The organism is Halocatena marina, assembly GCF_023276375.1.
GTDB classification, from domain to species: domain Archaea; phylum Halobacteriota; class Halobacteria; order Halobacteriales; family Haloarculaceae; genus Halocatena; species Halocatena marina.
Window position 1 is genome coordinate 1,057,943 of the sequence record NZ_JALLPK010000001.1, and the last position, 26,698, is coordinate 1,084,640.

Genomic DNA, 26,698 nt, shown 5'->3' on the forward strand with positions numbered 1-26,698 from the left:
TTGCCGCTCACAAACACTGTGGCGTGGCGCGTACCTTTGTGAGTCGCACCGTTCTCGGCGATTTTCCATTCTTATTGGAGCTAGTTTCCACGCTTGTTTGGTCGGATACACCATACCAGTTAGTGCTGGTGAACCCCCCTTTCCTCGCCGTCTTAGCGGCGATCGCTATTGTCGTTGGTGTGGCAATGGTTCATGCCTATCGCAACGATGGGCTGCTCGTGACTACACTGCTGACTGTTGCAGTCGGAGTCGCAGGAATCCCCAGGTTGCATCTCGAAGATAGTTTAGGTCCGGTTCTAGCGGTAACGCTGGTTGAGTCTCTCGCACTTATCGTGTGGTTTGCCGGTCTAGGGATTGGAGCATTTGTTGTCGGGGTTGTCGACGTGTTGTACTTCATATTATGCGAAATCACGATCATCGAAAAGAAATCACCAACGCAGTGAGTACGAGAATCCACACGCCTGTGATGGCCCAACACCGAGAGCGATCGGCTGCACCTAGTGCAGATCAGTACCTCGGGTGCGATGAGATACAAAGCCTTACGAAAGCAATAATGGTTGGATTGCGGGTCACTGCAAGTACAGCACGTCTCAGTACCCGTGTGTTCTTCGAACAATACGCTTGAAGTTTTCAAAGAGCTGTCCGGTAGCGACGTCATCGAACGAGAACTGCTCCGATTGCCATCCGAAGTCGTCGATGAGGTCGTCCCGGTGTGTGGCTGTAATCTCTGGATGGAACTGTATCGTCCATAGTGGTGCAGTCCGGTGGCGAGTCCCAAACACGCGAGCGTGATCGGCTGACGCGATAATTTCCATGTTCTCCCCCGGCTCTGTCACGACGTCGCTGTGTAGCGAAACGACAACTGGATCGACTCCGTCGAACAGCGGATCGTCGGCTAAGTTCGCCCCAACGAGTGTCGCCGTGGTTTCGACCTTTTCGACGGTGCTACCGAGCGCCGAATTGATTACTTGGTGGCCAAAACAGACGCCGAGCGTTGGAATGTCTCGATCAACAAGTTCGCGGACGAGTTCCTCCTGTTCAGTGATCCACGGACGGCTGTCAGACTCATAAACTGCCGCCGTGCTGCCAGTTAAGATGACGCCGTCTGCCTCGTCGAGAGAGATACGTTCGCCCGCGACAAAATCGACCGCCTCGGCAGTGGGGAACCGCGCTGTCAACGCGTCGCAGTGATACGCACACTCCGGATCGACCTCGTTGCGAACGACGTACAAATCCAACGAATCTCTATTGCTAACAGACATATGTTCCAGTCTTCCGCTCTATCGCGCTTTGTCTTTCTGATTATTTAATAACCACTATCCACTCCTTACAACTGTCTGTTCTGTTACTGCCTCGTTTTGCCCCGTTGACCGTAGAGATCGGTATCCCGCCACGCATTTCATACCTTGTTGAACGACGAGAATTCACGGTGTTTGCTGAACGGACGAACTCTCAGCAGAGCAACACAGCGATGTTGATCAATCCGTCCGCGATATCGAGCTGAGTGTCCGCTGCTCACTCAGCTCGACCGAACGACAAATCTCACAGCGGTCACTGAACAAGCCGATATCGAATAATCATCTAGTTGAAAAGCCGTCACGGATACCTTGCGTACAGTTGCGGTCGTAGCCGCTGTCACGTGGTGTTTCGGGACCCGTAGACGCCCATTTTATCGGGAATATGACTGCAGAGCAGAGTAAAGCCTGCTCGATACAACCGAGACTGCATGTGGCTTGACGCCAATAGATGCCCAGCCGAAGGATCGTTCAGTGTGGATCCACCACGAATGGATGACCACTAAGGTCGAATACGAACCGTACCAAACGATAGACTGTCCGCTACCTTAGTACGTTATAAGCCGATTGATGATGTCAGCATAGTCTTCACTGAATGAAATAGCCGTCTTTTCTCCCCGACGTGCACGCTCGATGAGACCATCCGCTTCGAGGCGGTTGAGGTGGTGTCTAACTGTTGAAATATCGTGCGTGAGCGTCTCTGCGATTGCCGTTGTGGTGGTTGGTTTATCGTCGATTTCGCGGATCGCGTTGAGAATGTCAGCCTTTGTTCCGTCTTCTTCGGCAGCTATCACGGTTTGAACGTCAGCGGTCAGTGTGTCGTCGACCATGGGATAATAGTGTCGACTCTCCTGTTGGGTTTCGTGAGCGAGAATCTCCGCGTTAACAAGTATTCGCGCGTGGCGTTCGATAGTCATCCGTGGATACTCTGTCTCCTGAGCCACGGCTGTGAGTGTCTGACCGGGCGTCACAGTGAGTGTCTCGTACAGTGCACGGCGAGCATCGTTTTCGAGGAGTCGCTGGGGATTCGATCGTCGCGCACCGAGACAGACCCACCACAGCTGGCCGATGATCTCAAATCCTCTATCAAATACATTGACGCCTCCCACGTGAACGAACTGCGATTGCATCCACGAAAGCCCAATTGCCGAATTCGATACCCCGAATCCAACCAGTCCTGCAAGCACTATACCCATAACGCCAAGACCGATCAATCCCGGCTCGAATCCGCCTACAATACGTCCAAATAACATCGACTGATCATCGGCTGCTTTGGCAACTGGTGTATGCGTATCGTTGTGGTGTCCTCCGCTGTTCGTAGCGATCGAATCATCTGTGGATTGGACGTTGGACGTAGTGGGTGGACGTGTCGTTGAATCAGTTTCTGCGTGTGTTGGACCTCGATCAGCTGTTGTCTGCGTCGGAGCTGAGTGAGTAGTTGTGGCGGAACTGTTCACTGAGCTGGGTGTGTTTGGTAGGTGCTCTGTTTTTGCGATGGTGGAGGTCACTGTCGTCGTAGAGGATGGTGATACTCGTGGCTGTGGTGGCGACGAGTGGGTTCGTGATGGCGTGTCCTCCGGAGGCACTCGTGTTTCACGCGGGGTCGCTGTTGGTGTGGCTGTCGGCGTTGCTGTTGGGGCAGGCGTTATTGTCGGGGGACCATCACCTTCGCCGGGGTCATCACCAGAGTCGTCATCACAGCCAACATCGATCGTACCGATGTTGAAGCACAAATAGACAGTCAGTCCACCTTTCGTTCCCCCCGCACTCGTATTTGAAGTTGTCGTGATATCCTTCTCTGAGACGGTATCCACAGGTATCGAAACAGCACCAAGAGAAAACAAGCCAACCGATATAATAATACAAATTATAGATAGTGATACGAAGAATAGTTTACTAGTTGTTTGTAACATGATAGTTGACATTCAAACCTACTAACAAAGAGCTTTTTGGTTATGTCTGTTTTATTGTGCAGTTCTATCAACAGAAAGCCAGCATAATTGGATGATATTTTACAATTGGCGGTTTTCTATAAAACACCGACTAGTATGTAAACTCCAGTAGTCACCACACGTATAGGAATAGGATGGTAGATACCCATCAGAGAGGGTATCGCTCACTCAACGACGGTCGCCAACGGTTGACACAAGATCGCTGATAACCCGACCGTCGTTGAATGAATACAGATGGGGTAATCCGATATATATTGTGGCAAATCCATCCAACCGTTAAGCCATAGACTGGTGTATCCAAAAGGCGAGTATATCACCAGTGAAGCACCGACGTCAGATGCACTCAGGGTATAGTTCGTGACCTGACCATATTCCTCCCACCGATGTGGTATTAAAAGTATAATAATATTGCCAATTGTCTTCTATTAGATCGGTATCCTCTGAGTGACTAACAGAGATTCAACACAGCAGCGAGGATGCCTCAGCAATCGCTTTCCAGTGTATACCAGAACAAATCCCTGGTCGTGACCTGATTGTCTCGATCATGTCTTGCTAATTTTAGCATTTGGTTACATCGATTGCTCACGAGATGGAGCAAATAGCCATATGATGGTTAGGGTGTATTAAGTGCAACACTATCATTATCAAATAGTATGTCGACAACAGTGTCGGACACATCTGAATTCGGTATTGCACCAGAATTATCCGCGTTCCAACAGCATATCCTTACAATTCTAGCAAAGAAGCCCCGCTATGGGCTGGCGATCAAGCGCGAACTAGACGCCTACTACGATCAGGAAACCAACCATGGGCGGCTCTACCAAAATCTTAGTACTCTCGTTGAGTTGGGCCTCGTCGAAAAAAGCGCACGTGATAAACGGACGAACGAGTATGCACTGACTGAGGCTGGGCGCGACACGATTGCCACGCAACTGTCGTGGGTCTTCTCACGGTTCGTCACCGATGAGGACCGCGCGACGGAACTCGAAACCCTCGTCGACGACGCTCGCTAGGTAGACACAACGGCACCCATTTCCCATCAGCCCCCAGCACGTCTGGAGTCGTGCTGGATCTCCTCGTATTCGATTCGCCGAGAGAAATCTCAGATACCATCAGTAATTGACTGAGGAATGCTCAGTCCCCGGCGGTGGCATGTTGGATGATAGTATCAAGAGCCGAAGTCCGGTAGGAATCGGTGTGGGTAGTGTTTTCTGACATACACAATCTGATAAATTTGTCTGTTTTGATATATCATAAACATAGTAGATTACAAACTATACAATCTTATGATATTTCCTCAGTGTTTTATGAGAATAGTCAAATAGATTTAGATAGTGCGGTATAATCTTCTTATTGCTATCTAATCTGGACTCATAATGATCATAGAGTGCTGTATACAGAAAATCGAAAACATTACATATTTATAGTTACCTATATTCTATTCGCTAAAAGGAGAATATATCACTCAGATATGTGTGGAATAAGTCAATCAAAATTATATAAAATTATCTAAACAAATAGTATGTGTGTCAAACGAACTCGTCGTCAGGTACTTAGATTGTCGAGTACAGCGCTGGTGAGTAGTCTTATCGGGATTAGAAAGCAAGTTCATGCCCAAACTGCCACCAAAGAACAGACGTTCGAAGCCGACGATCCGTCGTTGGGCATCGATGTTGCAGCAGCGCCAGACGAGGCCGCCATGCAGTCGTACCCGACACTTGGATCGGCCGATGCGCCAAACGAGGTAGTGTTCTATGGAGGATGGAAGTGTCCGTATACCAAAGCCTTCGTAATAAACCAGCTTCCTGATATCGTCCAACAGTTCGTTGTTCCCGGCGATTTCCGAATTGAGTTTCAGCCGGTTGTCTATGAGAATGGAGAACCATTTCATGGCTTTGATGAGGTGCGGGTAGCCCGTGCTGGATTCGCAATCTGGGAGCACGATCCAGAGGCGTTCTGGACATATTTCGAGTATTTCTATGCGAATCAGGTTTCTCGGGCAGGATGGTACTCACCTGAGCGCGTGCTGGAGATAGCAGACGCCGCAAATGTGGATGACGAGACAGCCTTACGCGAAAGGATGGAAAGCGAACTGTACGCCGACCGTATCACGGCAACAATGAATCGAGTCCGTTCGATTCCCATTCGAGCCGTTCCGCGTCTTGTTCTCGACGATGAGGTATATGCACCGCTCGTTCACGAAGACAAGACAATGCAGGCACTCACGGAGCACAAGGACGAATAACTCATTTATCGAGAGTCAATCGATAGACACCACACTGCTCGCCAACGGGTTCCTCTGGTTCGATGCAGGTGTGGTGCCCGGTGTTGTCCTTGTTCACTGGTAGATCACTCGGGAAGATAATGGAGCCACCGAATATGCTACACGCGCCAAGGAAGTTCGTATAGACAATTGTTGGGACGCCAGCTGGACAAACACCGGATGTCTCCTCAGCTCGGAGCTGGTCCGGACGACCTCCTGACCGTCCACAACGGTTGTTTTGACAGTCAAAACTGGATCAAAGTTGTCGATATGGCTTGAAGCGATACGACGCTCGATTCGATTATCGAGAAGACGTGTTTGAATGTTACACTGGTTCAGTAACGGCCGGTAGCGCCCACGCGGAGCGCCAGAGTTCGCGTTTCGGCGAATAGTTTCTAACACGTACTGAGATAAATCGATGCTCATGCCCTGATTAGTTTGGTCACAAATTGATGATTTTAGCATCTAACTATCTCCATTGCTCACCAGATAGAACAAATAGCCATATGATGGTTAGGGTGTATTAAGTGCAACACTACCATTATCAAATAGTATGTCGACAACAGTGTCGGACACATCTGAATTAGGTGTTGCACCAGAGCTATCTGCCTTCCAACGACAGATACTCGCAGTTCTCGCAGAAGAAGCCCGCTACGGGCTGGCGATCAAGCGAGAGCTAGAAGCTTACTATGATCAGGAAATCAATCACGGGCGGCTCTATCCGAATCTCGATGATCTCGTTGAGTTGGGCCTCGTCGAAAAGAGCGCACGTGATCGACGGACGAACGAGTATGCACTGACTGAGGCTGGGCGCGATACGATCACAACCCAGTTGTCGTGGGTCTTCTCACGGTTTGTCACCGATGAGGACCGCGCGACGGAACTCGAAACCCTTGTCGACGACGCTCGCTAAGTAGACACAACGGCACCCATTCCCCATCAGTCCCCAGCACGTCTGGAGTCGTGCTGGATTTCCATGTATCTAATTTGTTGCGAGTAGGTTTCATAGCAAGAATCGTGTCGTTATTGCATATGATAGTCTCTTGCCCGTCTAACTTCGTTGACGAGCAAGATTGTGGTGTAGGACAGCGATCGAGTCTACATCGAGACATATCATTGTTTGTGAGACACGACAGCGGCCGCGGAGATCTCCGACTATTCAGGTAGCGAACCGGGCGTGGCGGTGTTTGGAGTGATATGACAGTGCCTACCATGACCGATCACCCACTAGCTATCATATTCCGGCTGCTCGTTTCGTACTCGAGTCGTCCCCAGAGTGGGCTCCGTCCTGCACGGAAGACGGCTGATCGATACAGCTGTCCGCGACTGTTGTTTCAGTATGGCGGAGCCAGCGTGAAGCTGTGTTGGTTCTGGAACATCGCACCAAACTGAAAACGAGAAGATAGTGATGTGGTGGTGCTGCCTGCACGGATTAGTCGAATCCTGTCGTCTGAAGGGGGAGGATCCGATGAACGAGGTTCGATATCATGGAATTAGTGATCCCCCAACAGGAGATGCTCCAGCAGGATCTGTGATAAGTGTTTGGGACGATAGTCCCGGTGAGCAAGACGGTTCGCTCCCGTCGCTACTCAGTCGCCATTGCACGAGGGTTCTAAGCCCTTCAACGGTGACGTTCGGACAGACAGTTGAGTGATCCTACATCGTGTTGGAATGCTTCGTCAGTGTACTCGAACGTCACTAAGAACGGTAGATAGCGCTGTTCGTCGCTGGGACCACGAGCGTGGCTGTCTGTCGGATTTCGGTTGCAGTTGATCGATGTTCTAGTTTAGCACTCCCACGGCGTCGTAGCGGGTGCATATGTAGTATGCTGGACAGCTGACCAGACGAACTCCAGAGCGGCCAGGATAGAAACTGACACATTCAGTCATTAGACCGGATCGCATTCTCGATTGGTGTGTTGCCGCCGAAGAGTCTGATCGTTTCGCCGATTGTTTCTTCGTTTTCAAGACAGGCGACGACCGTCTGGGCGACGTCGGCGCGTGAAATTGCTTCTCTATCCTCATCGCGGTATTCGTAGGCTACTGAAACACATCCCACTCCCTCGTCGTCGGTGAGCGTCGTCGGCCGAAGAATAGTGGTATCAAGCGGTGACCTCTCGGTATAGTCGTCAGCGCACCGCTTGGCCACCCGATATGGACGTATCGCCTCTGGCTCGGCTATCGGATCACTCGCTTTGTACGCACTGATCATAACGAATCGGTTGATTGCCCGCTCGACACACGCATCAACGCTCCGTCGTGCTCCCCAGAGGTCGATCAGGAGCGTCTTGTCCCAGCCGGTGGCACCACCGGAGCCAGCAGCGAATACGACGGCATCGGCGCCCCGGAGTGTGCCCGTGAACGCTCCCTCAAGGTCGCCTAACCGTGGCTCTCCGCCACGTTCGCGGATGGCTTCAAACTGTGATTTGTCCCGCACGACTCCGATCGGGTCGTGCCCAGCATCCGCGAGTCGGGGGAGTAACTCGCGGCCGATACCACCGTTTGCACCGATCACTGCGACTTGCATCGTGTGCTGTGTCTACCGCCATGTCAATAGATACTGGGGTTCCCGAACCCCGTGTCAGCAATCGGCTCCTCGATACGCATCCCACTTGAGAAGTTTGTTCGGTCACTCCGCTATGAACCATGCAACGTCACTGTGCCGAATTCGGTTTCCATATTCAGCACTGGCAGAGATGACGAATCATCAGGGTGAATCTCTCGTCAGGAATCGAGATCTGCATTCTTGAGATTCGGACGATTCGTGAACCGTCTCGATGTCAAGCCCGAAGCGCTCGATCTGCTCCGCCTGTCGAACAGTTGGTCCTTCTTTGAGAGGAACTATAACTATCCATCGAGCGAAGGTGAGGTATGTCTGATAGAACCGAGCGTTCTGATGTCGTTATCGTCGGTTGCGGTCCCGGAGGCGCTGTTCTCGCGTACCTCCTTGCTCGGAGCGGCGTGGACGTTGCCCTTATCGAACGGGCTGCGACTTTTGAGCGAGAATACAGGGGATTTGGCTGGAATCCGGGCGTCATTCGGTTATTCGACGAGATGGACCTCCTTGACGACATTCTCGCTCTTGCCCACGAGACTGTCACCGAGGGGGCGTTATCGCTCTACGGTAAAAACGTCCCGGTGCTTGATTTCGATCTACTCGAAACGGACTATCCCTATGCGCTGATGATGGAGCAGCCGGCACTGCTCGAGTGCCTCGTCGACCACGCTATGACGTACGATGGATTTTCCTTTTATCCTGCAACGACCGTTACGGATATCGAACGGGACGGATCGAGCAGCGGTAACGGTGTTCGGGCACACGACCGTACAACCGACCAGGAGGTCACATTCGAGGCGCGTGTCGTGGTGGGTGCCGATGGTCGATACTCGACTGTCCGCTCTACTGCTGACATTGCCCCCGGTCTGTTCGAGTCGCCGATTGACCTCGTCTGGTTCAAACTTCCGCGAGGGGCGGTTGATGCCAGCGCAGAGGGACGAATCGACCGTGACGGCATTCTCATGTATTTCGGACTGGATGGTGGTGAGCTTCAGATCGGCTACTTGGTTCGGAATGATGAATGGCCTGCAATCAAGGATGCGGGCTTCAGTGCGTTTCGGAATCGGGTAGCAGCGATCGACCCGGAGGTTGCCGAGGCTGTTACTACCCATTTGGATGGTTTCCGCGACACTACGCTCTTGAATATCGCACCAGGACTCGCGGATACGTGGACCCAGGACGGTCTCTTGTTGCTTGGCGACGCTGCCCACGTTGCAAGCCCAGTGGGAGCACAAGGAAATCCTCTCGCTGTTGAGGATGCTGTCGTCGCTCACGACGTCCTCGTCAGAGCCCTCTCCGAGTCTTCGGGAAACCTGTCTGGTCAGGTTCTTGACGAATTCGAAGCGCGACGGCGTCCAAGCGTTGAACGAGTCATCTCACTCCAACGGCGTGCAGCGGACAACTTCGCGTTTTGGCTGACGTACGGAGAGTACGTCCCGACGTGGTTGGTTCGTGGCTCTGCGACAGTTTTCAAACGGGTGGTCCCTCATTCACGTATCATTCAGAGGTTGGTCGAATCGTTCGCACTCGGAGATCAGACTGTCTCTGTCGGCCGATCGCACTTTACGGACTGATCCACGTTGCTGCGGTTCAAAAGAGGGTTCTATCCAAACCGTGTCGTACTTCTCTCGTTGGTCAACGAGGTGCTGGATATTCGTCTCCTCGTTATTGATACGAGCAGTGAACTGGACAGCATATCGGCAAGATGTATCAGGGGTTGCTGCGGCGGCAGGGACGAAAATCTACGAATTCCTTTGCTGATCTTTCGAGATAGGTGCTCTGAGACGATTTCTAATGGCTCCTGGGTATATTCAACGAAATGGTTAAATACTCATAGTTCCGTATATTCAAACAGATGGTTAAGCAACTATCAGGAGCACGATGAAGCATGACGACAGATACTATCGGTGAAGCAGAACCAATGCCTGAGACCACCGCAACAGGAAAAACAACCACAAACAACATCAAAAAGGATGGTCATAAAAGAAATAAGATTATTTACTGGGTCACCACCGGATTTCTAGCGTTTGGAATGCTGGCAGGTGGTGTCCAACAACTACTGCAAATTGGCTATGTTGAGATATTCACTCAATTGGGCTATCCGTTGTTTCTAATGCCTATTCTTGGCGTCTGGAAGATTTTGGGAGTTGTAGCCGTGCTTGTTCCCAAATACCCACTACTGAAGGAGTGGGCTTATGCAGGCTTTTTCTTTGTTATGTCGGGAGCTGCCATTTCACACATCATGGTAAGTCAACCGATATATGAAGCACTTCCTGCGTTGGTGTTGCTAATTGTGACAGTGGTATCCTGGTATTTCAGACCTGAGAGTAGAAAACTAAGTTCGCGCAAGCAATAACTATATGAATAAAAAAGAAATTTCTAATGGAGTGGTGCACGAAGTTCCAGAGGATTTACGAAAATCCCTGACGTCTGCGAAAGCGGCGGTGGAAGCTTGGGAGGATATTACACCACTTGCACGCAACGAGTTTATCTGCTGGGTCGAAGACGCTAAGAAAACTGAGACGAGAGAACGCCGGATCAAGCGAACGCGTGATGAGCTTATAGATGGAAAGCGCCGACCTTGTTGTTGGCCTGGTTGCTCGCACCGTTGAAATAAGCGGAGAGATTCGTGATCAAATTGTCAATGATTGCTAGTATACATCAGCAATACGGTAAATATAGACATCTACCATATTCCTGTAGGCACATAGCTGTGAAAATGTGAATGTATACACGCGCTGTTCACCGGTCGAAAGCGCTGTCACTAGCGTTCAAACACGAACAACCAGCCAGCAGCCAAGATGGAGAGATGCTTCGGCGGTCGCTATCAGTGGTGAATCACTCCGAAACTACGATTCCAAAGAGCAAATGTATCTACTCACAACAGCTGTAGCCAGTACTACTATGTCCTGTTGATGAAGACTTTCATGATATGAGTTCATCGACAGTGACGGTTATTATTCCCGCTTACAATGAAGCAGCGCGGATCAGCTCGGTCATTCGCACGATAACCGACATGTACGACTACGAGGTGCTCGTGATCGATGATTGTTCGATAGACGATACCGCAGCGATCGCTGCTGAGCACGGTGCCAGTGTCATAACGAACGAGCAGAATTACGGCTATCTAGAAACACTCCAACGAGGATTACGAGCAGCTGACGGTGACATTCTTGTTACGATGGACGCCGATGGTGAGCACCGTCCTGTCGATATCGAGCCTCTCGTCGCTCCCATAGCAAGTGGGCAAAAAGATCTCATGTTCGGCAAACGCGAGGGGTATCCACGTCCATCCGAGCGGCTGTTTAGTTGGCTCGTGAGGCTGAGAGTCGATGTCACCGATTCAGGGTCGGGATTTCGCGCCCTGCGCCAGGAACTCGCCGAGCAGTTAACGCTCCCCGGTGAATGTACTTGCGGAACGCTTGTCCTCGAAGCGCACGAAGCGGGAGCTCGCATTGGGGAGGTTCCGACACCGGCAGGCGACACTGATAAGCCACGACGAACAGGCTGGTGGCATTGGAAGCACCTTCCCTACGTCCTGAAATCGTTACTGTAAATTGAGGCACATCGGTCTTGCTCTGTGGTGAGTGGCCTCTCGAATCAGAACTCGGTCGCTTCGAGGCCATCGTGTTCATGGCCCATTATTTCTAAGGAGATGTACAATACCTCAGCGCTACGGTACTCCATCCAGTGAGACGCAGTGACTGTAACGGAGTCGCCTGTCTCACGTTCTCCCATTTTCGAGTGATTAGATCTGATGAGAAATACAAACGCTGGCGATCTTTCTCAGAGAGCCTTGTGTAGTAGAGCACCGACAATTCCACACGTAATGCGAACACGGAGCTATAACACTCTGTCCGAAGACAGTGGTCTGTATTTTCATCGGCATACCCCCGAGAATGCAGCCAATTGAAGTCCTAAGAGACAACTACGAGACATTAAACAATCACTGCGAATCTGGACAGAGCTGACTCCTCTCTCTGATAGCCTCGATGAAAAATAGGGAAATTTGGATATTTACATCATTATAATCTGCTCATTAATTGGATAATCGTTTTCCATCACTAACACCGTGGACACCTTGATCGTGCACGGAGGATTCGAAGCGACAACTGTCTCGGAGAACGTTCATGATCTCCGATCGAACTTAACCAGTCTGTGATATTTTGCCTGATTGCTATCGTGTCGTTTGGGATGTCGTTCTGTCGGGTTGCTGAGTAAGATTGGTGTGAAGACTCTGACCACAGATACCGAAATCCCTCGTTGTTCCCAGCACCTCAGAGGACGCATCACCCCAAACGAATCCATACATCATGAATTTCCATCAGGGATAAAATTTTTAATCATTTAGATTTGAACATTTTATAGGTCTAACAGAGAATACAAACCAGTGTGTTCCATTGAAAGGATGATCACGTCGTGGGATCAACCTCGGTGATGGGATCGTCCGGTCAGCGAGCACGCACGAGGTTGTATATGACCTACAGGCAACACTGTGGCGAAACTGCCACACTAAACATGACGTCAGAGAACACAGATTCAGAACGGTGGAGGGTATCGCGCAGGAACTACGTAAGAGGGCTAGCTGGCATGACAGCACTCGCGGCACTCGGGACCCGTGCTACTGGGACCATCCCGGATTCGAGCGTCACTCCGGTCGGGAATGGGAGCTACGCGACCGAGATGCCAGACGACAGTAACATAACGGCTGATTACGCGAACCCACCGTCGACAAGCGAGGTGTACACCACAGCGAACGCGTCAGGACCGATTCCAACGAATGACTGGTGGACAACAATTGCCTTGGGAACCAACGGTGACCCGCACGGTCAGGGAGCCGTCGTCGGCCTCCCCTACTACGCAGACACAAATGCACGTGGGCTAACGGTGCAGTACCCGACTGACTGGTTTGGGAATCCCGCTGATCAGGGATTTCTCAAAATGGACTACCTAAACACGCCACAGCTGACGATCGGAAACACCAATCAGAGCAGCTACGCGCAATCGGCTGCTGATGACTGGGGCGACTGGCACGTACGAACAACATGGGGTGAAGGAACCGGCGCAGCAATGGATGTAACGATGGCGCGTGGCTGTCCGTTGTTTTTCGTCGAGTACGGCGGTGGCAACGCCAGTCTGACCTTCGAAACCAAGGATAGTAGGCCCTCGAACGTGGTGCTGGCAGACGACGCGAACGTCTCCGTTTGGGCTGACCGAGGAAACGTCCTTGGTGTGTCTGTTGATGGTATCACAGCGGATAATTACACCAAACACTACGGTATTTTCGCACCGGCCAACACTAGTTGGTCTGGAACCGGGACCTCGACGCTGACGTCGTCGCTCAATGGCCAAGGCTATCTCACCGTAGCACTTCTGCCAGAGGCCAGCACGTCGGTCCTTGACCTTTTCGAGACGTACGCCTACAACTTCGTTCGCGGAACATCGGTCGACTGGACGTATACCGACACAGACTCGAACGGAAATGTCGTCTCTTCGGTCCGATCGACATTCTCATTCCAAACCGAGGAGAAAGCAGAGAGCACTGCCGGTGATAATGAGACGCTCACGTGTCTGTTCCCGCACCAATGGAAGCATTCCAGTGCTCCGCTGACAGACTATTCGTACTTTTCTCCTCGAGGGACGCTGAAGCTGCTCGCGGGAGCATCGTTCGAGACGGAGATGACCTACCCGGGAATTCTTCCCTTCTTAAACGACGAAGGAACCTACGACACGGGAACACTCGCCGGGTACGTCGACCGGCTGGAATCCAACGCACTCTGGCAGAATGGGACCGGGAGTAATACGAACACCTACTGGACTGGCAAGGATTACAACCGAAACTGGCAGGTGATTCCGATCACCCAGCAGGTCGGTGACACCGCAGCACGCGATTTCTTCCTCAACGGCATCAAGGATCGGTTGGGCGCTTGGCTGACAGCCAAAGACACGAGCCACAACACAGCCGAAGAAGAAGAGCTGTTCTACTACCACGATACGGTTGGTTCATTGATCGGCTTTCCGGACGGCTTTGGTTCTGCTTCGATCTTGAACGACCACCACTTTCACTACGGCTACTTCGTGAACGCGGCGGCAGAGATCGCTCGCATGGACGAGCAGTGGGTTTCGGAATACGGCGCTATGGTGGACCTGCTCGTGCGTGAGTACGCCAACTGGGAGCACGCAAGTGGAGCCACCCCATCGGGAACGCTACCGAAAGAGTCTCCGAAAGATGCGTTCCCATTCATGCGGAACTTCGATCCGTACGGTGGTCATTCGTTCGCAGGCGGGGACGATGCCGCTGCAGATGGGAACAACCAAGAATCGTCTTCCGAGGCAGTCAACGCCTACGCTGGGATGATCAAGTGGGCCGAGATGACCGACAACACAGCCATGCGAGACGCTGCGATCGCTGCCTACACTCACGAAGTCAACGCAATCTGGGACTACTGGTTCGATCCGAACCACGATTCATTCCCTGCAACGTGGGGCGACACCACGTCCTCGGGTGACGCCTGCAACGACGCCAACGCACCGCCATGGGGTGCGCCAGACTTCAATTACGCCTCGATTGTCTGGTCAACTGGATACGACCATCACGTCTTTTGGGGTCCCCTCGATACGGTCGAAATCTTCGGGATCAACTGGCTTCCCATCAACGGGCATTCGCTGTATCTCGGTTGGGATCAGACCTACGCTCGTGAAAACTGGAACGACATGACGCGCACACGAGAGCTGGAAACGACGTGTAAATCGGGTGTTGGTGCCCCAGACACGGACTTTCTGGGCGGCTGGAAAACCGCCGCGTGGGGCTATCGGTCACTGCACGACGCTGCGAACGCAGTTTCCCTCATGGAAGCCGAACTCCCGCTCGACGATTCGGGTGGTGGCGGTTCTTCGACGCCGTTCACCTACCACTGGGTGCACAATATGGACGCGCTCGGTACCGTCGACACCTCGATCGTGGCTGACGTTTCGATGTTCGCTGTCTTCGACAACGGCGGTTCGAAGACCTACATCGCGTACAACCCGACCGATTCAACGACGACAGTGACGTTCTCTGATGGGTTCTCAATGGACGTGCCAGCCAACGCTCAGAAGACCTCTACTGGTTCGGTCACCAGCGGTCTGGCTGGTGGTTCGAACGGCGGAGGCGGCGGCGATTGTACGTCTAACTATTCGGGAACCACAGGCGATGGCTGGTCGTTGACCACCTCTGATAGCACGAGCACCAACGAAACAGTCTGGGAGTTTGAACCCAGCAATACGGCAGGATGGGTAGACATTCAGTTCTACGAGGACGCAAACGGCGACGGTAGCAAAGAGTGGGTTGGCTACCGGATGGACGATACAGACGGCGACAACGTTCATACGCACACTCGAAGCAACGCTGGTGACGGCGGTAGTATCGACGTCAGGTTCGTCTGGGACAGCGGCGCTGGTAGTCAGTACATGTCCAGTACACAGACGCACACCTACTGTTAGGCGTCCCTCTTTTCTGCGGTTTTTACTGACTGCTAGCGGCAATTACAATCGCTTATTCACCAGTTTCTGAATCGGGGGTCCAGTCGGTGTAGCCTGACGTTCCAACGGTAATCGTCTCGGTTAGATTACCAACGGTAATCTCGTACTTCCCTTCTTCCAGCACGAGTCCCCTTTTCTCGCCTGTGATGTCGCCGGGAACGGTGAGGAGGGTTGAGAGTGATGCTTCGATTGTCACGCGCTTGCTCTGGCCCGCTTCGAGTGAGACACGCTCGAATCCCATGAGGCGTCTATCGGGACGAATAACCGAGCCATATCCGTTCGTATTGAATACGTGGACGACCGCTGTTCCGTCACGGCCACCGGTGTTCGTGACGGTTACCGTGACTGTGAGTGATCCCCGTTCGGAGTGGCTCGGGAGCTTCCCCGGCGCGAGTCGAAGATTCGAATACTCGAACTCCGTATAACTGAGTCCGTATCCGAACGGATAGAGCGGCTCGTGGCTTTCAGAGGTGCTCGGGGCTCGCGGTGGACGTTGGTTGTGCACGTTCACAAGTTGGCCAGTGGATTGTGGCCACGTGAACGGTAGCTTTCCGGACGGATTCGTCTCACCGAAGATCACATTCGCAACGGCGGAGCCGGCCGCCGTGCCGGGCTGATAGGCCATAAGAACGGCGTCCAACTGATCGATCACCGTCTTCGTCCCCCGTGGTCGACCAGCGATGAGAACGCCAACGGCATTCGTATCCGTCTCGGCTACTGTGTCCACGAGTCGCTGTTGTGCGTCCGGGAGTGCTATCGTATTCACGTTTCCAAATCCTTCCGAGTACGGGCCTTCTCCGAGAACGAGAACCACCGCATCCGACGCTTCGGCAGCTGATCGGATCTCATCTTCGTTTGTGAACTCCCAGATATCGTCTCCGTACGGTTTGAACGTGTGTGCAGTCGGGATATGGGTAACCGTAGCTCTCGATCGAACGGCATCCCGAATCCCGTCGAGAACCGTCGTGGCTGCTGGTTCAGCGTCGATTCCCTTCGAAAGCCCCTGCCAACCGAGCGTCCATCCGCCCATCTGGTTTCGGACGCTGTCTGCGCTTGGGCCGGTCACCAACAGAGAATTCACATCCTGTGGGAGAGGAAGCACACCCTCGTTCTTGAGCAGTGTCATCGATTCGGTAGCCGCCTGCTCGCTGAGTTCGCGGTTGCTACCGACAGCCTGCTCGGACTTTGAATGGAATGGCCGCGCAAACAGTCCAAGCCGCTCTTTGAGTCGGAGGACGCGACGAACCGCTTCATCAATCCGTGCCATCGGTATCTCGCCGGTACGGATCAAATCGAGAAGCGTACTGACGAATCGTTCGGGATTGTCTGGCTCCATATACACATCGACGCCCGCAGTAACACCCTCACGAACGGCATCGCGGAACGTTGGGACGTATTCGTGCATGTTCACCATTCGTTCGAAGTCATCCCAATCGGAGATAACGACACCCTCATACCCCCACTGATCACGGAGAATGTCTGTCAGAAGTTCTTTGGAGGCATGGGCAGGAACTCCGTTGACTGACCCGCTGTTCACCATGATCGATGCGCTCCCGGCATCGATCCCTGATTTGAACGGAGGAAAGACCTTCTGTCGAAGTTCACGTAGTGGAATTAGGGCTGGACTTCGATCGTTGCCGTTCATCGGTTGGGAATAGCCGGCAAAATGCTTGGTCGTCGCACCGACCCGGATGCCGTTTCGCATCTCTTGGATCCCTTTCACCATCGATGAAACCATCTCTGACGTCAAGAACGGATCCTCACTGAAACCTTCGTAGTATCGACCCCACCGAGGATCTCGTTGAAGGTCTGCATCCGGTGCGAAATTCCAGTGAGCACCAATCGCCCGCACCGATTTACCGGTCTCACGCCCAATCTTCGAGGCGAGGTCTGGATTGCGCGTCGCACCGAGGCCGAGATTGTGCGGGTACGCGGTTGCACCATCGACAGACACGTTTCCGTGAACCGCATCAATCCCGAACGCAAAAGGGATTCCGTGATCGGTGTTTGCTATCGCAAACCGCTGTAGATCATCAATGTTTCGCCGTAGTTCGTTTGGATCGAACGTCGGAGGATTGGCCCCACCTGTCAGTACGGATCCAACGTGAAGATCTGTGAATAGATGTCCGACCTCGGCGGGGTCGAGACTCTCTACGTTCACTTGGAGCATCTGACCGACTTTCTCTTCAATCGAGAGACCAGACAGAATCGATTCGACACGCTCTGATTGTCCCTGAGTTGTCGCTGATTTCGCGCTACTTGCTGTGAGTGCCACAGATCCAGTCAGCTGTAGAAACCGCCGCCGACTCGTCTGTAGGAACGCTTCGATTGACTGCTTGCTTTTTTCATTCATGGATGCTTTCACTACTTTTATTTTCCACTGTTATACGCCTCTGTAACTGACAGCTTAGGATACAAATACATTGGGGTCGGAAAAACGACCTAAGCGATGCGTAGCTATCGTTCGTCGAGTCGAACGTCTTTGAGAATGATTTTTTGTGCCTCGATATCTTCAAAGACAGCGCCCCAACTCCCAACAGCGAGTCGATCCTGTCCGGTGTCCAAGAAAACGGTCGAATACGTCGAAAGCTCTTCGAGCGACGGCTGGCTGACGCCATCGAGGAGGCCAGGATAGAAGAGTCCTGAGATGGTCCCCGTAACAGTCCGTTCACGTTCTGTTTCGATGTCAATCGCATCAATTTGAACAGTGACCGTTGCTCCGTCGTGATAGAGTGGTGCAACGTCTCGAATGAACTCCTCTAAGCTGATATACGTGGGAGATACTCTCCTGGTCGACTCAATTGGCTCGTACATCGACCACAGACACGTCTGGAAGTACCAGTGGTTGATTAGAGAGAGTATTTCATCGTTAATGAGAATGCCGTAGGTTTCTGGTGCACGCGAGTTTGGCATAAAATACGTGTGGTGTCGATCAAGCACCGCAAGAAATGGACCGGGAATTGTTACGACACGAAGTTCGAGTGATTGATCGAGGAGGCCAGCTTCGTGGCAGCGTTTCCCTACTTTGTGTCCTTCATAGACGGATACACGGACGAACACACCGCGTTCGATCGTAGCTCGAAGATCTGGTGCGAGTGATTCGAGCTGGTCAATAGTAAGCGCCATCTCGACACCGTGTGATGTCTCCGAGAGGCGATTTCGAACGCGCTCGATAACCGTATCGGAATTCTTGACAACACTGACACGGTAACTGTTTACCGCCGGTTGTTCCCACCGCTCTACCAACTCATCTGCGGCGTCAGTAAGTAACGTACTACGATCACGCAGATGTGCAAAGATCTCGGTCGGTTCGCGGGGTTCTGCATGCAGTGTGTCTTGCTCGATGGTATCGACGAAACCCATGCTTTCGAGCGATCGAAGGGTGCTGTACACCTGTGATGTAGAGACCGTCGATCGGTTCGCTACGTCTGTCGCTGACAGTCGACCATGCTTGAGGAGTGTGAGATATGCATCTGCTTGCGCACTCGTGAGGTCGGCGTGTTCTAACGCTTGCTGCAGCGTGGTTCGTTCCATAGTATCACTTATGTTTGTTATGTATGAAGATGTATCGACAACAGAGGTTCGATCGGATACGATTTAGATCAGTCCCTCACGGCATTTCTTGTTCTCGTGCTGATGAACGTTCTACACGGCGAATACTTTGTCTATCGTGGTCTGCGCCCATATTATTAGATAATTGTCTAAACAGGGGTGAAATGTATCCACTTCGCCAATTACAGACGTGATACGTGAACTGTTTTCGCCCCGTTTGATTAATGGATAAATATGTGGGTGTTACTATACTATTGTTGGTTAGTTGGCATCCATACCTTTGATCTATAGCTATATTCTCCACCAACCGCTATTAATTCACTGTCTAAGAAATTGATGGTAAAACCGTATGATTCATACCAATGGAAATTTCAATGGGTAATAGGTGGGTCACAACGGTAGCACTGGACACTCTCCAAGAAAACTAATCGTTACGAGTGTACAATCGTAATGGACATGCGATGCGATTCATATTATTGGGACGTTGTATGAATCTTACAATGCCAGATTCCGTCAGACGGTTCAATTTCGACGAGAGGAACACACCACCGAACGTCGTCATTTACACATTGATTATTGTACCTGAACAATGAGCTCTACCGTGAATACCACAGGGGGATGAATTGTAGATGTTAACGAAATTGAGGTTGTAGTAACTCGTGCATGCTGTATATCTCGACTTAATTGCTATTAGTAACTGAATGTTGCATACTATTCGTGGTTGGTCCATTCAATCCGTTCTCCGGGTGTCAGTGTGGACTAATTAGAGAGATGCACACAGCGTCGATTATCCGTACTAATATCCCCATTTGAATAGCTTAGACTCTCAATCGACTTGAGATTAAACCGAGGGTTAGATAGCTATGAATGGAAGATTTTTTGTAATATATCTATTTATTTCTGTCGAGCTGAGTATATGGTCTAGACACGATACGTTGGTATCTCGTTGTCGAGGAGTATTGCCAAACGATATAGAATCGAGATCCCTCTGCCCTAAACGTCGACGTACTCCTCGCCGGGTGACAACACCTTCGCAGAGAGTTATTCAATCCAATTAAGGTATGCCGTATTAATTTCGATGACTCCTGCGATGTTACGAATTTCCTGTGGAATGTCCTTGTAGAATGTCTCGTCGTCGATGCTCTCTACAGGGCCGTTCACGCTAATCGCACCAAGTAGATTGTCGACTTCTGTGGCGAGCGCCGTCGCAACGCACCGAACACCATCAAACTGTTCTTCGTCGTCGAACGCAATCCCGCGTGACCGTATCTCCTCGAGCTCGGAACGAAGTTCACCCACATCGAATGTTGCCGTGTCGGTTTGTTCGGAGACGTTGTATTCGAGAATCGTATCGACGCGTTCGTCGTCCATCACCGAGAGCATCGCTTTCCCGGCGGCGGTGCTATGGAGCTCTTCTTGTGTCCCGAGATGTGTCCGGACCGAATCACGGTTGTGGCGGGTCGCTTGATAGAGTGTAATACCATTTCCCTGCCGCTCAACGACGAGCCGCACCGTCTCGCCAGTTGTTCTCGCCAGTCTGTCGACTCCTTCCTTGGCAATTTGGAAGAGATGCTCTCGTTCCCGGGCGGCACCACCATATGTCAGCGGACGAAGTCCAAGTTGGTACTTATTATCACGCTTTTCAACAAAATTCTGCTCTCGGAGGGTTGCAAGATAGTGATAGACGGTACCCTTTGAGAGACCAACTGCGTGACTGAGCTCTGTTACACCTGCATGCTCGCAGCGTCGTAACTCTTCAAGGATTCGAAGGGCGTTTTCGACCGATTGTATCGTTTTGCGATTTCCCTTATCTTGCTTCATACAGGTTCCTGTATCGCGCTGATACAAGAACCCTCGACACAGGTTCTGTCTCGTTCAATCGTTCAGCGATTCACGCATTGTCTGCATAGATGCGGTCCACAACGCGCTGAACCGCAAGTGCTTGCTCGGCTGTGTTGATTGACAGTGGTTCGTCGTTGGCAACAGCAGTGATGAACGTCTCCATCTGTTCTCGGTACGGATCATTCCGGTTCGTCGTGACAGAGCTGTCGAGATAGTGATCTGCGCCGCCGTTCCGTGCTTCATAGAGCTGGAGGGATTGATGAACAGCGTTGTCTGTGTTCAGTAAATCCGTAATGTCAAGCAGTGCACCGGCGTCTGTTCCGTGAATATGATACGCGTGGACTGATTCTGCATTGACTGCCCACGCCACTTCCATCGTCCCAGTAGTTTCGTTCTCAAACTCCATGAATGCCGACACAGAATCCTCGACATCGAAGATATTTGCGTCGTCGTCGTTACCCCACATATCAATATACGTGTATGATTCCCGATTTCCGAAATCGCTGCGGGTCGTTGAGGTGATATCGAGTACTGTCGGTTCATCAAGGAAGTACAACAGAAGATCGATAACGTGTATCCCGATATCGATCAGTGCACCACCACCAGCGATCTCTTTCGAAGTGTACCACGATCCACGACTTGGAACTCCGCGTCGACGCATGTATGCCGACTGAACGTGTCTGATCTCTCCAAAATACCCCTGATCGATATACCACTTGAGGATCTTACAGACGTTCAGGAATCGACTCTGATAACCGACCATACAGATTCGCCCAGTCTCCTCAGCGGTGGTTGCGATCTGCTCGGCATCGTCGAGCGTGTGTGCCAACGGTTTTTCAATGAACACGTCGATACCGCGCTCCATCGCCGCCGTTGCAACCGGCTCGTGGAATTTGTTCGGTGTTGTGATGACAACCGCGTCGGGATCCTGCTCGAAGAGAGCTGTTGGTGTTTCGAAATGGTCGCTCCGGAAGCGTTGTTCGAATTCGTGTCGTGCTTCTGGACTGGCGTCTGATCCGTACACTCTCTGGTCGAAATTGGTTAGAATCTCTGCCCGATTTAATCCATGCGGTCCGAGACCAACGATCCCGATATCGAGTCGCGCGTCCATGCTCATGACCGTCTGTCCGATGCGACGACCATACAGCTTTCGACCAAGAACACGTTCGAAGCATATTGGTTAGTAGATGTATATGAAAGCGTAGATATAATTGGCCTGATACATTACATATATGTCTATCCTTTCTATGGTTTGATGACATTATTTGACTACTTCACGTTGAACGCGTCTTTCGAACGCTTTAACGATTCATTCGAGATATTTTAATGTCTATGTGACATATAGTCTAAAAACTACACAATCAACATTCCACAATTATATCTACAATTTTGCATAAAATTGGTCTAATATGTGTCAATTAGACTGCAATAGTTTCAGTCTGTACTCGATGCCTCGGTGGATTCTGTGAAGTCGGCACCACGATTGGCACCATCGAGCGGCTCGCTGTCCCAGTATTCGCTATCTGGTTGCGCACGGAAGCAGTGCACTCTCGCGTTGTCGGAAACAACGGTGTCGGGGCTCACCGTACGACAGTGCTCTCGTGCTTCCGGACAGCGCGTGTGGAACCGGCAGCCACTGGGTGGATTCACCGGATCGGGAATGTCGATCGTCCGCATTGGCATCGTTTCGACAGTTGCCTCCTTTTGTGCGAGGTTCGGTGTCGCCCAGCGAAGCACCGTGGTATAGGGGTGTTGTGGTGAATGAATGAGCTGTTCGGCAGGACCGAGTTCGGCGATTTCCCCCAAGTACATCACGCCGATCTTCCCACCACCGTGTTGTGTGAAGTATCGTGCGTTGGAGAGATCGTGTGAGATGAACACGTAGGAAGTGTCGAACACGTCCTGAAGTTCGAGCATGAGATCCATCATCTCGACGCGGAGTGAAACGTCGAGCGCGCTAATGGCCTCGTCAGCGAGGATCACATCCGGATTCATCAACAGCGCCCGACTGAGCACAACGCGCTGTTGTTCACCGCCCGAGAGCTGGTGTGGGTAGCGTTCAGCGAAATCAGGAGCTGGATTCATACCAACTCGTTCGAGCAGCGAGTAGATGCGTTCGCGGCGCTCTCCGGCGCTCAGGTCAGGGCTGACCTGACGTAGTGGCTCGGAGAGGATAGATACGATTCGGCGATTGGGATTCAGTGAACTTCCGGGATCTTGGTGGATAATTTGTAGCGATCGACGGATATCACTCCACGCGATGTCAGCAGTGTTGCCGTCACGGATGTCCCAGATGTCGTGTCCGCGGTACATGACACGACCAGCGGTTGGTCGCTGGAGACCAATGGCTGTTTTACCGAGAGTGGTTTTCCCACAACCGCTCTCACCGACCAACGAGATGACATCGTTCTCCTCTATTTCTAACGATACACCATCGACAGCGCGGACGGTTTGGGTCTCCTCACCGATATCGAGCAGGCCAGAATCATTCTCGAAGTGAACCTCGACGTTCTCGAGAGAGAGGAGGGGGCTATCGTCGCTCACCAATCGTCACCTCCTCTGATTTCCGAGTCATGCTGTAGTAGCTCCTCGTAGTTCAACTCGATCACTTCTTGTGCTTCCTCTTGATGGAAGCAGGCGGCAGTATGTTCATTCTCAGTCATCTCGAACGGTGGCTTGTCCTCTCTGCACTTCTCGGTCGCAAGCGGACAACGCGGATGGTACGCGCAGCTATCCGGCACATTGATGGGGGCTGGACTCTGTCCCTCGATGGGACGCATCTCTTCGAGCGGTGCATTCAGATTCGGTGTCGAGTTGAGTAGTGCCCGCGTGTACGGGTGGGCTGGATGTTCAATGAGTTCCTCGGCTGGGGCGACCTCGATCAAATTGAAGGCGTACATCACCGCGAGCCGGTCTGCCAGCGTGGCTACGAGCGGGAGATCGTGGGTGATAAACACCATGGTGAGGTCGTACTTTGTCTGGAGCTCCCGTAACAGTATCAGGATGGACTGTTGCATCAGGAGATCGAGGGCGGCAGTCGGCTCGTCCATCACTAAGACATCGGGATCGAGAACGAGAGACAGCGCAATGAGTGCGCGCTGTTGCATCCCACCGCTCAGCTCGTGTGGATAGGAGTTCAGCACGCGATCCGGATCGAGATAGAGATCTTTGAGTAGTTCGCGTGCCCGGTCTATCCCCTCGGAGACGTCTGCGTCGTGGGTCTCTACCGTCTCTATGAAGTGTTCCTTAATCGACATTGTAGGGTTGAACGAGCTCATCGCCCCCTGAAACACCATCGAGATGTCTTCCCAGCGTAGCTTGCGGAGTTCATCTTTCGTGAGGTTGAGGATGTCAATCGTCGTCTCAGCATCCGGATGATACAGAATCTCACCGGAAAGAACGCCGGGATCAGGCACCGCATCGAGCATCGACTCCGCGAACATCGACTTCCCGGAACCGCTCTCGCCAACCACACCGACGATCTCATTGCGTTCAATATCGAGGCTGACACCGTCGAGAACGTACGATTGACCGTCATCGTACGTAACAGACGCCTCGTGTATACTGATGATCGGATCCGTCGCTTCTGGTAGATCTTCGTGGGTTTGTTCAACAGCCATTAGGGCATCATCTCCGTCTTCGAAGATTCTTCAGTTTCTTCGCTCCGAACCGATTCAGACTCACCAGCGAGGCGGGTCCGAACGCGCGGGTTGAACACTCGATCGAGTCCCTGCGCGAGGAGGATGAGACTGAGCGCGATTCCCATGATAGAAACCATCGGAACCAATAGCTGATACAACGCGCCAGTACCGACGAGTGCGCCGGCCTGTGTGTATGCGTTTTCCAGCTGAAGTCCCCAATTTTCGACCGAACTGGGGAGAATTCCGAGATAGTAGAGTCCGACCGATGCGAAGACCACATAGCGAGCCGCATTAGCGAAATTGACCAGTACGAACGGCATTAGATTCGGAATAATATCCTTTGTCAAAATTCGTCGCGTACTCACGCCCATTGTTCGGGAGGCCTCTACGTAGGGTTCTTCACGGAGCGTAAGTACCTGCGAACGGATCGATCGGCCAAGTCCTGCCCAGTAGTTGATCGTGAGCAGTATACCAATGAGTATGGGATTTCTCGGTCTGAACACAACCGCGAGAACCATGATGAGCGGGAGTCCGGGGATCGACATTGCTACATCCGAGAACGAAGTCACCGCACGATCGACGCTTCCGCCTTTGTAGCCCGCAAGCGTCCCGGTGAGAACCGCGACTCCCGTTGCGAAGATGCCACCGGCCGTGACCATAATGAGCATCTCTGGGGTGGCGTGGATCGCCATTGCGAGAACGTCTTCGCCCGACTGTGTCGTTCCAAGCGGTGCATCCAACGTCTGAAACGGCTGCAGTCCACGCTCTGCTTGGTTCGTTGTTGGCTCGGGATAAAATCCCAGCCACGCTCCAAGCCACGCGATGACACCCATCGACACGTAGACGAACATAATGGCTGCTCCGATGCGCGTTCGACGGTCGTCCCACGCGACGAGTCCAGGTTTATAGATGAATTCCTCATAGAAGTCCCGTAGTCGCTCGTTCCACGTGACCTCAATGTTCGAACTACTAGTTTCGAACGAGAATGAACTGGTCTTTGAACCAGATCCGTCGGTGACAATTGATTCGGACGCAGACTCGGAACTGGAATCAGTAGGCTTCACTTGCATCACCCGATTTGACACGAGGGTCGATTAGTCCGTACGTCAGGTCAGCAATGTATACCGCCAGTACCAGTGCAACTGTGATTACGAGGAAGATACCCATCATCAGTGGATAGTCGCGGTTTTCGAGGGCCTGAAACATGTAGAACCCAATACCTGTGTAGTGGAACACTTGTTCGAGGATGATTGACCCTCCGAGATTGAACCCGATGAGCGTTAGAAAACCAGTGTACATCGGGAGGATCGCGTTCCGAGCAACATAGCGCACGGAAATCCGTCGGTCGGAGAGTCCGCGGAGTCGAGCAACGCGAACGAAGTCCGCGCCGAGCACCTGAATACTGTTCCCGCGCATTGCAAGTGCCTGTAAGCCAGCTCCGGTAACGACCATCGATACGATCGGTAAGAGCGCATGATAGAGCGCATCCATGACAAACGTGAGTGATAATCCAGGCTCAACTCCTGGACTCTTTCGATATCCGGTTGGAAGCAGCTCCAACTGATATCCAAAGACGACGACGAGTGCAATCGCCAGTACGTAAAACGGAACCGACGCAAAGAGAATTGACGCACTGCTAGAGAACAGATCGAACGTACTCCCTTCGTTGTACGCCATCAGCGCACCCCAGACGACAGCAATGACGAAAATTAAAATCGTTGCTGTTACCATGATGAACACCGTCCACGGGAGCGCATCAGCAATGATCGCTGTAACGGTACGCGAATCTGAGAACGATTTACCGAGATCGCCCGTTAGAAGCGATGTGATGTAATCGTAGTATTGAATATAAATTGGCTGATCAGGACGAACGTTCTGATACGTCTCGAGCATCGCATTTATCCGAGAGGATGAGATTCCCTGACGGATTAATTTTGCACGAAGCTGCACTAGTGGGCCACCGGGAAGCAACCGAATCATCCCAAATGTAACTGTGATCACAACCCATATGGTTAATACAGCCCGTATTGTACGTTGAACGTAATAGTTACTCATAGGTACTCTGTAAATATGTTT

Annotated in this window: 21 protein-coding genes; 9 read left to right on the top strand and 12 right to left on the bottom strand. The window is 52.0% G+C overall.

Going from position 1 to position 26,698, the window contains the following annotated elements; all coding sequences use genetic code 11:
* Positions 1 to 122: 122 nt before the first annotated feature.
* A complete protein-coding gene (locus MW898_RS05005) occupies positions 123 to 443 on the top strand; it encodes a hypothetical protein (protein WP_248905121.1) in 321 nt (106 codons plus the stop codon).
* Between the two features lie 147 nt (positions 444 to 590).
* On the opposite strand, the gene MW898_RS05010 is transcribed toward MW898_RS05005, so the two are convergent.
* Together MW898_RS05010 and MW898_RS25955 are read right to left on the bottom strand one after the other, a co-directional pair.
* Entirely contained in the window at positions 591 to 1,262 is a 672-nt protein-coding gene (locus MW898_RS05010; protein WP_248905123.1) for a type 1 glutamine amidotransferase, read from the bottom strand.
* Between the two features lie 581 nt (positions 1,263 to 1,843).
* Positions 1,844 to 3,109: a winged helix-turn-helix transcriptional regulator gene (locus MW898_RS25955; RefSeq protein WP_248905125.1), complete on the bottom strand. Its 1,266-nt coding sequence runs from the start codon at positions 3,107 to 3,109 to the stop codon at positions 1,844 to 1,846.
* 791 nt (positions 3,110 to 3,900) lie between these two features.
* Between MW898_RS25955 and MW898_RS05020 the strand changes: the two genes are divergently transcribed.
* The 3 genes from MW898_RS05020 to MW898_RS05030 all read left to right on the top strand — a co-directional run bounded on the left by MW898_RS05020 (position 3,901) and on the right by MW898_RS05030 (position 6,423).
* Positions 3,901 to 4,260 carry a PadR family transcriptional regulator gene (locus MW898_RS05020; RefSeq protein WP_248905127.1) on the top strand — a complete coding sequence of 120 codons (360 nt, stop codon included), beginning with the start codon at positions 3,901 to 3,903 and terminating at the stop codon, positions 4,258 to 4,260.
* A gap of 563 nt (positions 4,261 to 4,823) precedes the next feature.
* The gene (locus tag MW898_RS05025) at positions 4,824 to 5,492 is read left to right on the top strand and encodes a DsbA family protein (protein WP_248905129.1); all 669 of its coding nucleotides are present in this window, start codon (positions 4,824 to 4,826) and stop codon (positions 5,490 to 5,492) included.
* A 571-nt stretch (positions 5,493 to 6,063) separates the two neighbouring features.
* Positions 6,064 to 6,423 carry a PadR family transcriptional regulator gene (locus tag MW898_RS05030; protein ID WP_248905131.1) on the top strand — a complete coding sequence of 120 codons (360 nt, stop codon included), beginning with the start codon at positions 6,064 to 6,066 and terminating at the stop codon, positions 6,421 to 6,423.
* A 968-nt stretch (positions 6,424 to 7,391) separates the two neighbouring features.
* Here the strand turns inward: MW898_RS05030 and MW898_RS05035 are convergent.
* Positions 7,392 to 8,036 (bottom strand): SDR family oxidoreductase, encoded by a 645-nt coding sequence (locus tag MW898_RS05035; protein ID WP_248905133.1) that lies wholly within the window; start codon positions 8,034 to 8,036, stop codon positions 7,392 to 7,394.
* A gap of 344 nt (positions 8,037 to 8,380) precedes the next feature.
* On the opposite strand from MW898_RS05035, the gene MW898_RS05040 reads away from it, so the two are divergent.
* The 4 genes from MW898_RS05040 (at position 8,381) to MW898_RS05050 (ending at position 11,622) form a co-directional block, all read left to right on the top strand.
* Complete coding sequence (locus MW898_RS05040) at positions 8,381 to 9,640, top strand: FAD-dependent monooxygenase (RefSeq protein WP_248905136.1); 1,260 nt, start codon at positions 8,381 to 8,383, stop codon at positions 9,638 to 9,640.
* Positions 9,641 to 9,954: 314 nt separating this feature from the next.
* Positions 9,955 to 10,422, top strand: a complete 468-nt coding sequence (locus tag MW898_RS05045; RefSeq protein WP_248905138.1) for a DoxX family protein — start codon at positions 9,955 to 9,957, stop codon at positions 10,420 to 10,422.
* A gap of 4 nt (positions 10,423 to 10,426) precedes the next feature.
* Complete coding sequence (locus MW898_RS26170; protein ID WP_368409138.1) at positions 10,427 to 10,678, top strand: YdeI/OmpD-associated family protein; 252 nt, start codon at positions 10,427 to 10,429, stop codon at positions 10,676 to 10,678.
* Positions 10,679 to 10,998: 320 nt separating this feature from the next.
* Positions 10,999 to 11,622: a glycosyltransferase family 2 protein gene (locus MW898_RS05050; RefSeq protein ID WP_248905140.1), complete on the top strand. Its 624-nt coding sequence runs from the start codon at positions 10,999 to 11,001 to the stop codon at positions 11,620 to 11,622.
* Between the two features lie 44 nt (positions 11,623 to 11,666).
* On the opposite strand, the gene MW898_RS05055 is transcribed toward MW898_RS05050, so the two are convergent.
* Positions 11,667 to 11,804, bottom strand: coding sequence for a hypothetical protein (locus MW898_RS05055; RefSeq protein ID WP_248905142.1), 138 nt, complete (start codon positions 11,802 to 11,804; stop codon positions 11,667 to 11,669).
* Positions 11,805 to 12,656: 852 nt separating this feature from the next.
* Here MW898_RS05055 and MW898_RS05060 point away from each other — a divergent pair.
* Complete coding sequence (locus MW898_RS05060) at positions 12,657 to 15,548, top strand: glycosyl hydrolase (protein WP_248905144.1); 2,892 nt, start codon at positions 12,657 to 12,659, stop codon at positions 15,546 to 15,548.
* A 52-nt stretch (positions 15,549 to 15,600) separates the two neighbouring features.
* Here MW898_RS05060 and MW898_RS05065 read toward each other — a convergent pair whose 3' ends face one another.
* From MW898_RS05065 to MW898_RS05100, 8 genes are all read right to left on the bottom strand, one after another.
* Positions 15,601 to 17,940 carry a glycoside hydrolase family 3 protein gene (locus MW898_RS05065; protein WP_248905146.1) on the bottom strand — a complete coding sequence of 780 codons (2,340 nt, stop codon included), beginning with the start codon at positions 17,938 to 17,940 and terminating at the stop codon, positions 15,601 to 15,603.
* A gap of 104 nt (positions 17,941 to 18,044) precedes the next feature.
* Complete coding sequence (locus MW898_RS05070; protein ID WP_248905148.1) at positions 18,045 to 19,121, bottom strand: TrmB family transcriptional regulator; 1,077 nt, start codon at positions 19,119 to 19,121, stop codon at positions 18,045 to 18,047.
* Positions 19,122 to 20,180: 1,059 nt separating this feature from the next.
* Positions 20,181 to 20,960 carry an IclR family transcriptional regulator gene (locus tag MW898_RS05075; protein ID WP_248905151.1) on the bottom strand — a complete coding sequence of 260 codons (780 nt, stop codon included), beginning with the start codon at positions 20,958 to 20,960 and terminating at the stop codon, positions 20,181 to 20,183.
* A 70-nt stretch (positions 20,961 to 21,030) separates the two neighbouring features.
* Entirely contained in the window at positions 21,031 to 22,098 is a 1,068-nt protein-coding gene (locus tag MW898_RS05080; protein ID WP_248905153.1) for a Gfo/Idh/MocA family protein, read from the bottom strand.
* Between the two features lie 317 nt (positions 22,099 to 22,415).
* Complete coding sequence (locus MW898_RS05085; protein WP_248905155.1) at positions 22,416 to 23,525, bottom strand: oligopeptide/dipeptide ABC transporter ATP-binding protein; 1,110 nt, start codon at positions 23,523 to 23,525, stop codon at positions 22,416 to 22,418.
* Positions 23,522 to 24,601: an ABC transporter ATP-binding protein gene (locus tag MW898_RS05090; protein WP_248905157.1), complete on the bottom strand. Its 1,080-nt coding sequence runs from the start codon at positions 24,599 to 24,601 to the stop codon at positions 23,522 to 23,524. The genes MW898_RS05085 and MW898_RS05090 overlap by 4 nt, the downstream gene beginning before the upstream one ends.
* Positions 24,601 to 25,692, bottom strand: coding sequence for an ABC transporter permease (locus tag MW898_RS05095; RefSeq protein ID WP_248905158.1), 1,092 nt, complete (start codon positions 25,690 to 25,692; stop codon positions 24,601 to 24,603). The genes MW898_RS05090 and MW898_RS05095 overlap by 1 nt, the downstream gene beginning before the upstream one ends.
* A complete protein-coding gene (locus tag MW898_RS05100; RefSeq protein ID WP_248905160.1) occupies positions 25,673 to 26,677 on the bottom strand; it encodes an ABC transporter permease in 1,005 nt (334 codons plus the stop codon). Before MW898_RS05100 ends, MW898_RS05095 begins: the two co-directional genes overlap by 20 nt.
* Positions 26,678 to 26,698: the final 21 nt, after the last annotated feature.

Excerpts from the sequence above, each read along its gene's own strand:
- MW898_RS05095 (WP_248905158.1), bottom strand. The coding sequence starts at position 25,692 with ATGCAAGTGAAGCCTACTGATTCCAGTTCCGAGTCTGCGTCCGAATCA.
- MW898_RS05075 (WP_248905151.1), bottom strand. The coding sequence starts at position 20,960 with ATGAAGCAAGATAAGGGAAATCGCAAAACGATACAATCGGTCGAAAAC.
- MW898_RS05070 (WP_248905148.1), bottom strand. The coding sequence starts at position 19,121 with ATGGAACGAACCACGCTGCAGCAAGCGTTAGAACACGCCGACCTCACG.
- MW898_RS05040 (WP_248905136.1), top strand. The coding sequence starts at position 8,381 with ATGTCTGATAGAACCGAGCGTTCTGATGTCGTTATCGTCGGTTGCGGT.
- MW898_RS05065 (WP_248905146.1), bottom strand. The coding sequence starts at position 17,940 with ATGAATGAAAAAAGCAAGCAGTCAATCGAAGCGTTCCTACAGACGAGT.
- MW898_RS05010 (WP_248905123.1), bottom strand. The coding sequence starts at position 1,262 with ATGTCTGTTAGCAATAGAGATTCGTTGGATTTGTACGTCGTTCGCAAC.
- MW898_RS05080 (WP_248905153.1), bottom strand. The coding sequence starts at position 22,098 with ATGAGCATGGACGCGCGACTCGATATCGGGATCGTTGGTCTCGGACCG.
- MW898_RS05050 (WP_248905140.1), top strand. The coding sequence starts at position 10,999 with ATGAGTTCATCGACAGTGACGGTTATTATTCCCGCTTACAATGAAGCA.
- MW898_RS05045 (WP_248905138.1), top strand. The coding sequence starts at position 9,955 with ATGACGACAGATACTATCGGTGAAGCAGAACCAATGCCTGAGACCACC.
- MW898_RS05060 (WP_248905144.1), top strand. The coding sequence starts at position 12,657 with ATGACAGCACTCGCGGCACTCGGGACCCGTGCTACTGGGACCATCCCG.
- MW898_RS05020 (WP_248905127.1), top strand. The coding sequence starts at position 3,901 with ATGTCGACAACAGTGTCGGACACATCTGAATTCGGTATTGCACCAGAA.
- MW898_RS05035 (WP_248905133.1), bottom strand. The coding sequence starts at position 8,036 with ATGCAAGTCGCAGTGATCGGTGCAAACGGTGGTATCGGCCGCGAGTTA.
- MW898_RS05055 (WP_248905142.1), bottom strand. The coding sequence starts at position 11,804 with ATGGGAGAACGTGAGACAGGCGACTCCGTTACAGTCACTGCGTCTCAC.
- MW898_RS05030 (WP_248905131.1), top strand. The coding sequence starts at position 6,064 with ATGTCGACAACAGTGTCGGACACATCTGAATTAGGTGTTGCACCAGAG.
- MW898_RS05100 (WP_248905160.1), bottom strand. The coding sequence starts at position 26,677 with ATGAGTAACTATTACGTTCAACGTACAATACGGGCTGTATTAACCATA.
- MW898_RS05090 (WP_248905157.1), bottom strand. The coding sequence starts at position 24,601 with ATGGCTGTTGAACAAACCCACGAAGATCTACCAGAAGCGACGGATCCG.
- MW898_RS26170 (WP_368409138.1), top strand. The coding sequence starts at position 10,427 with ATGAATAAAAAAGAAATTTCTAATGGAGTGGTGCACGAAGTTCCAGAG.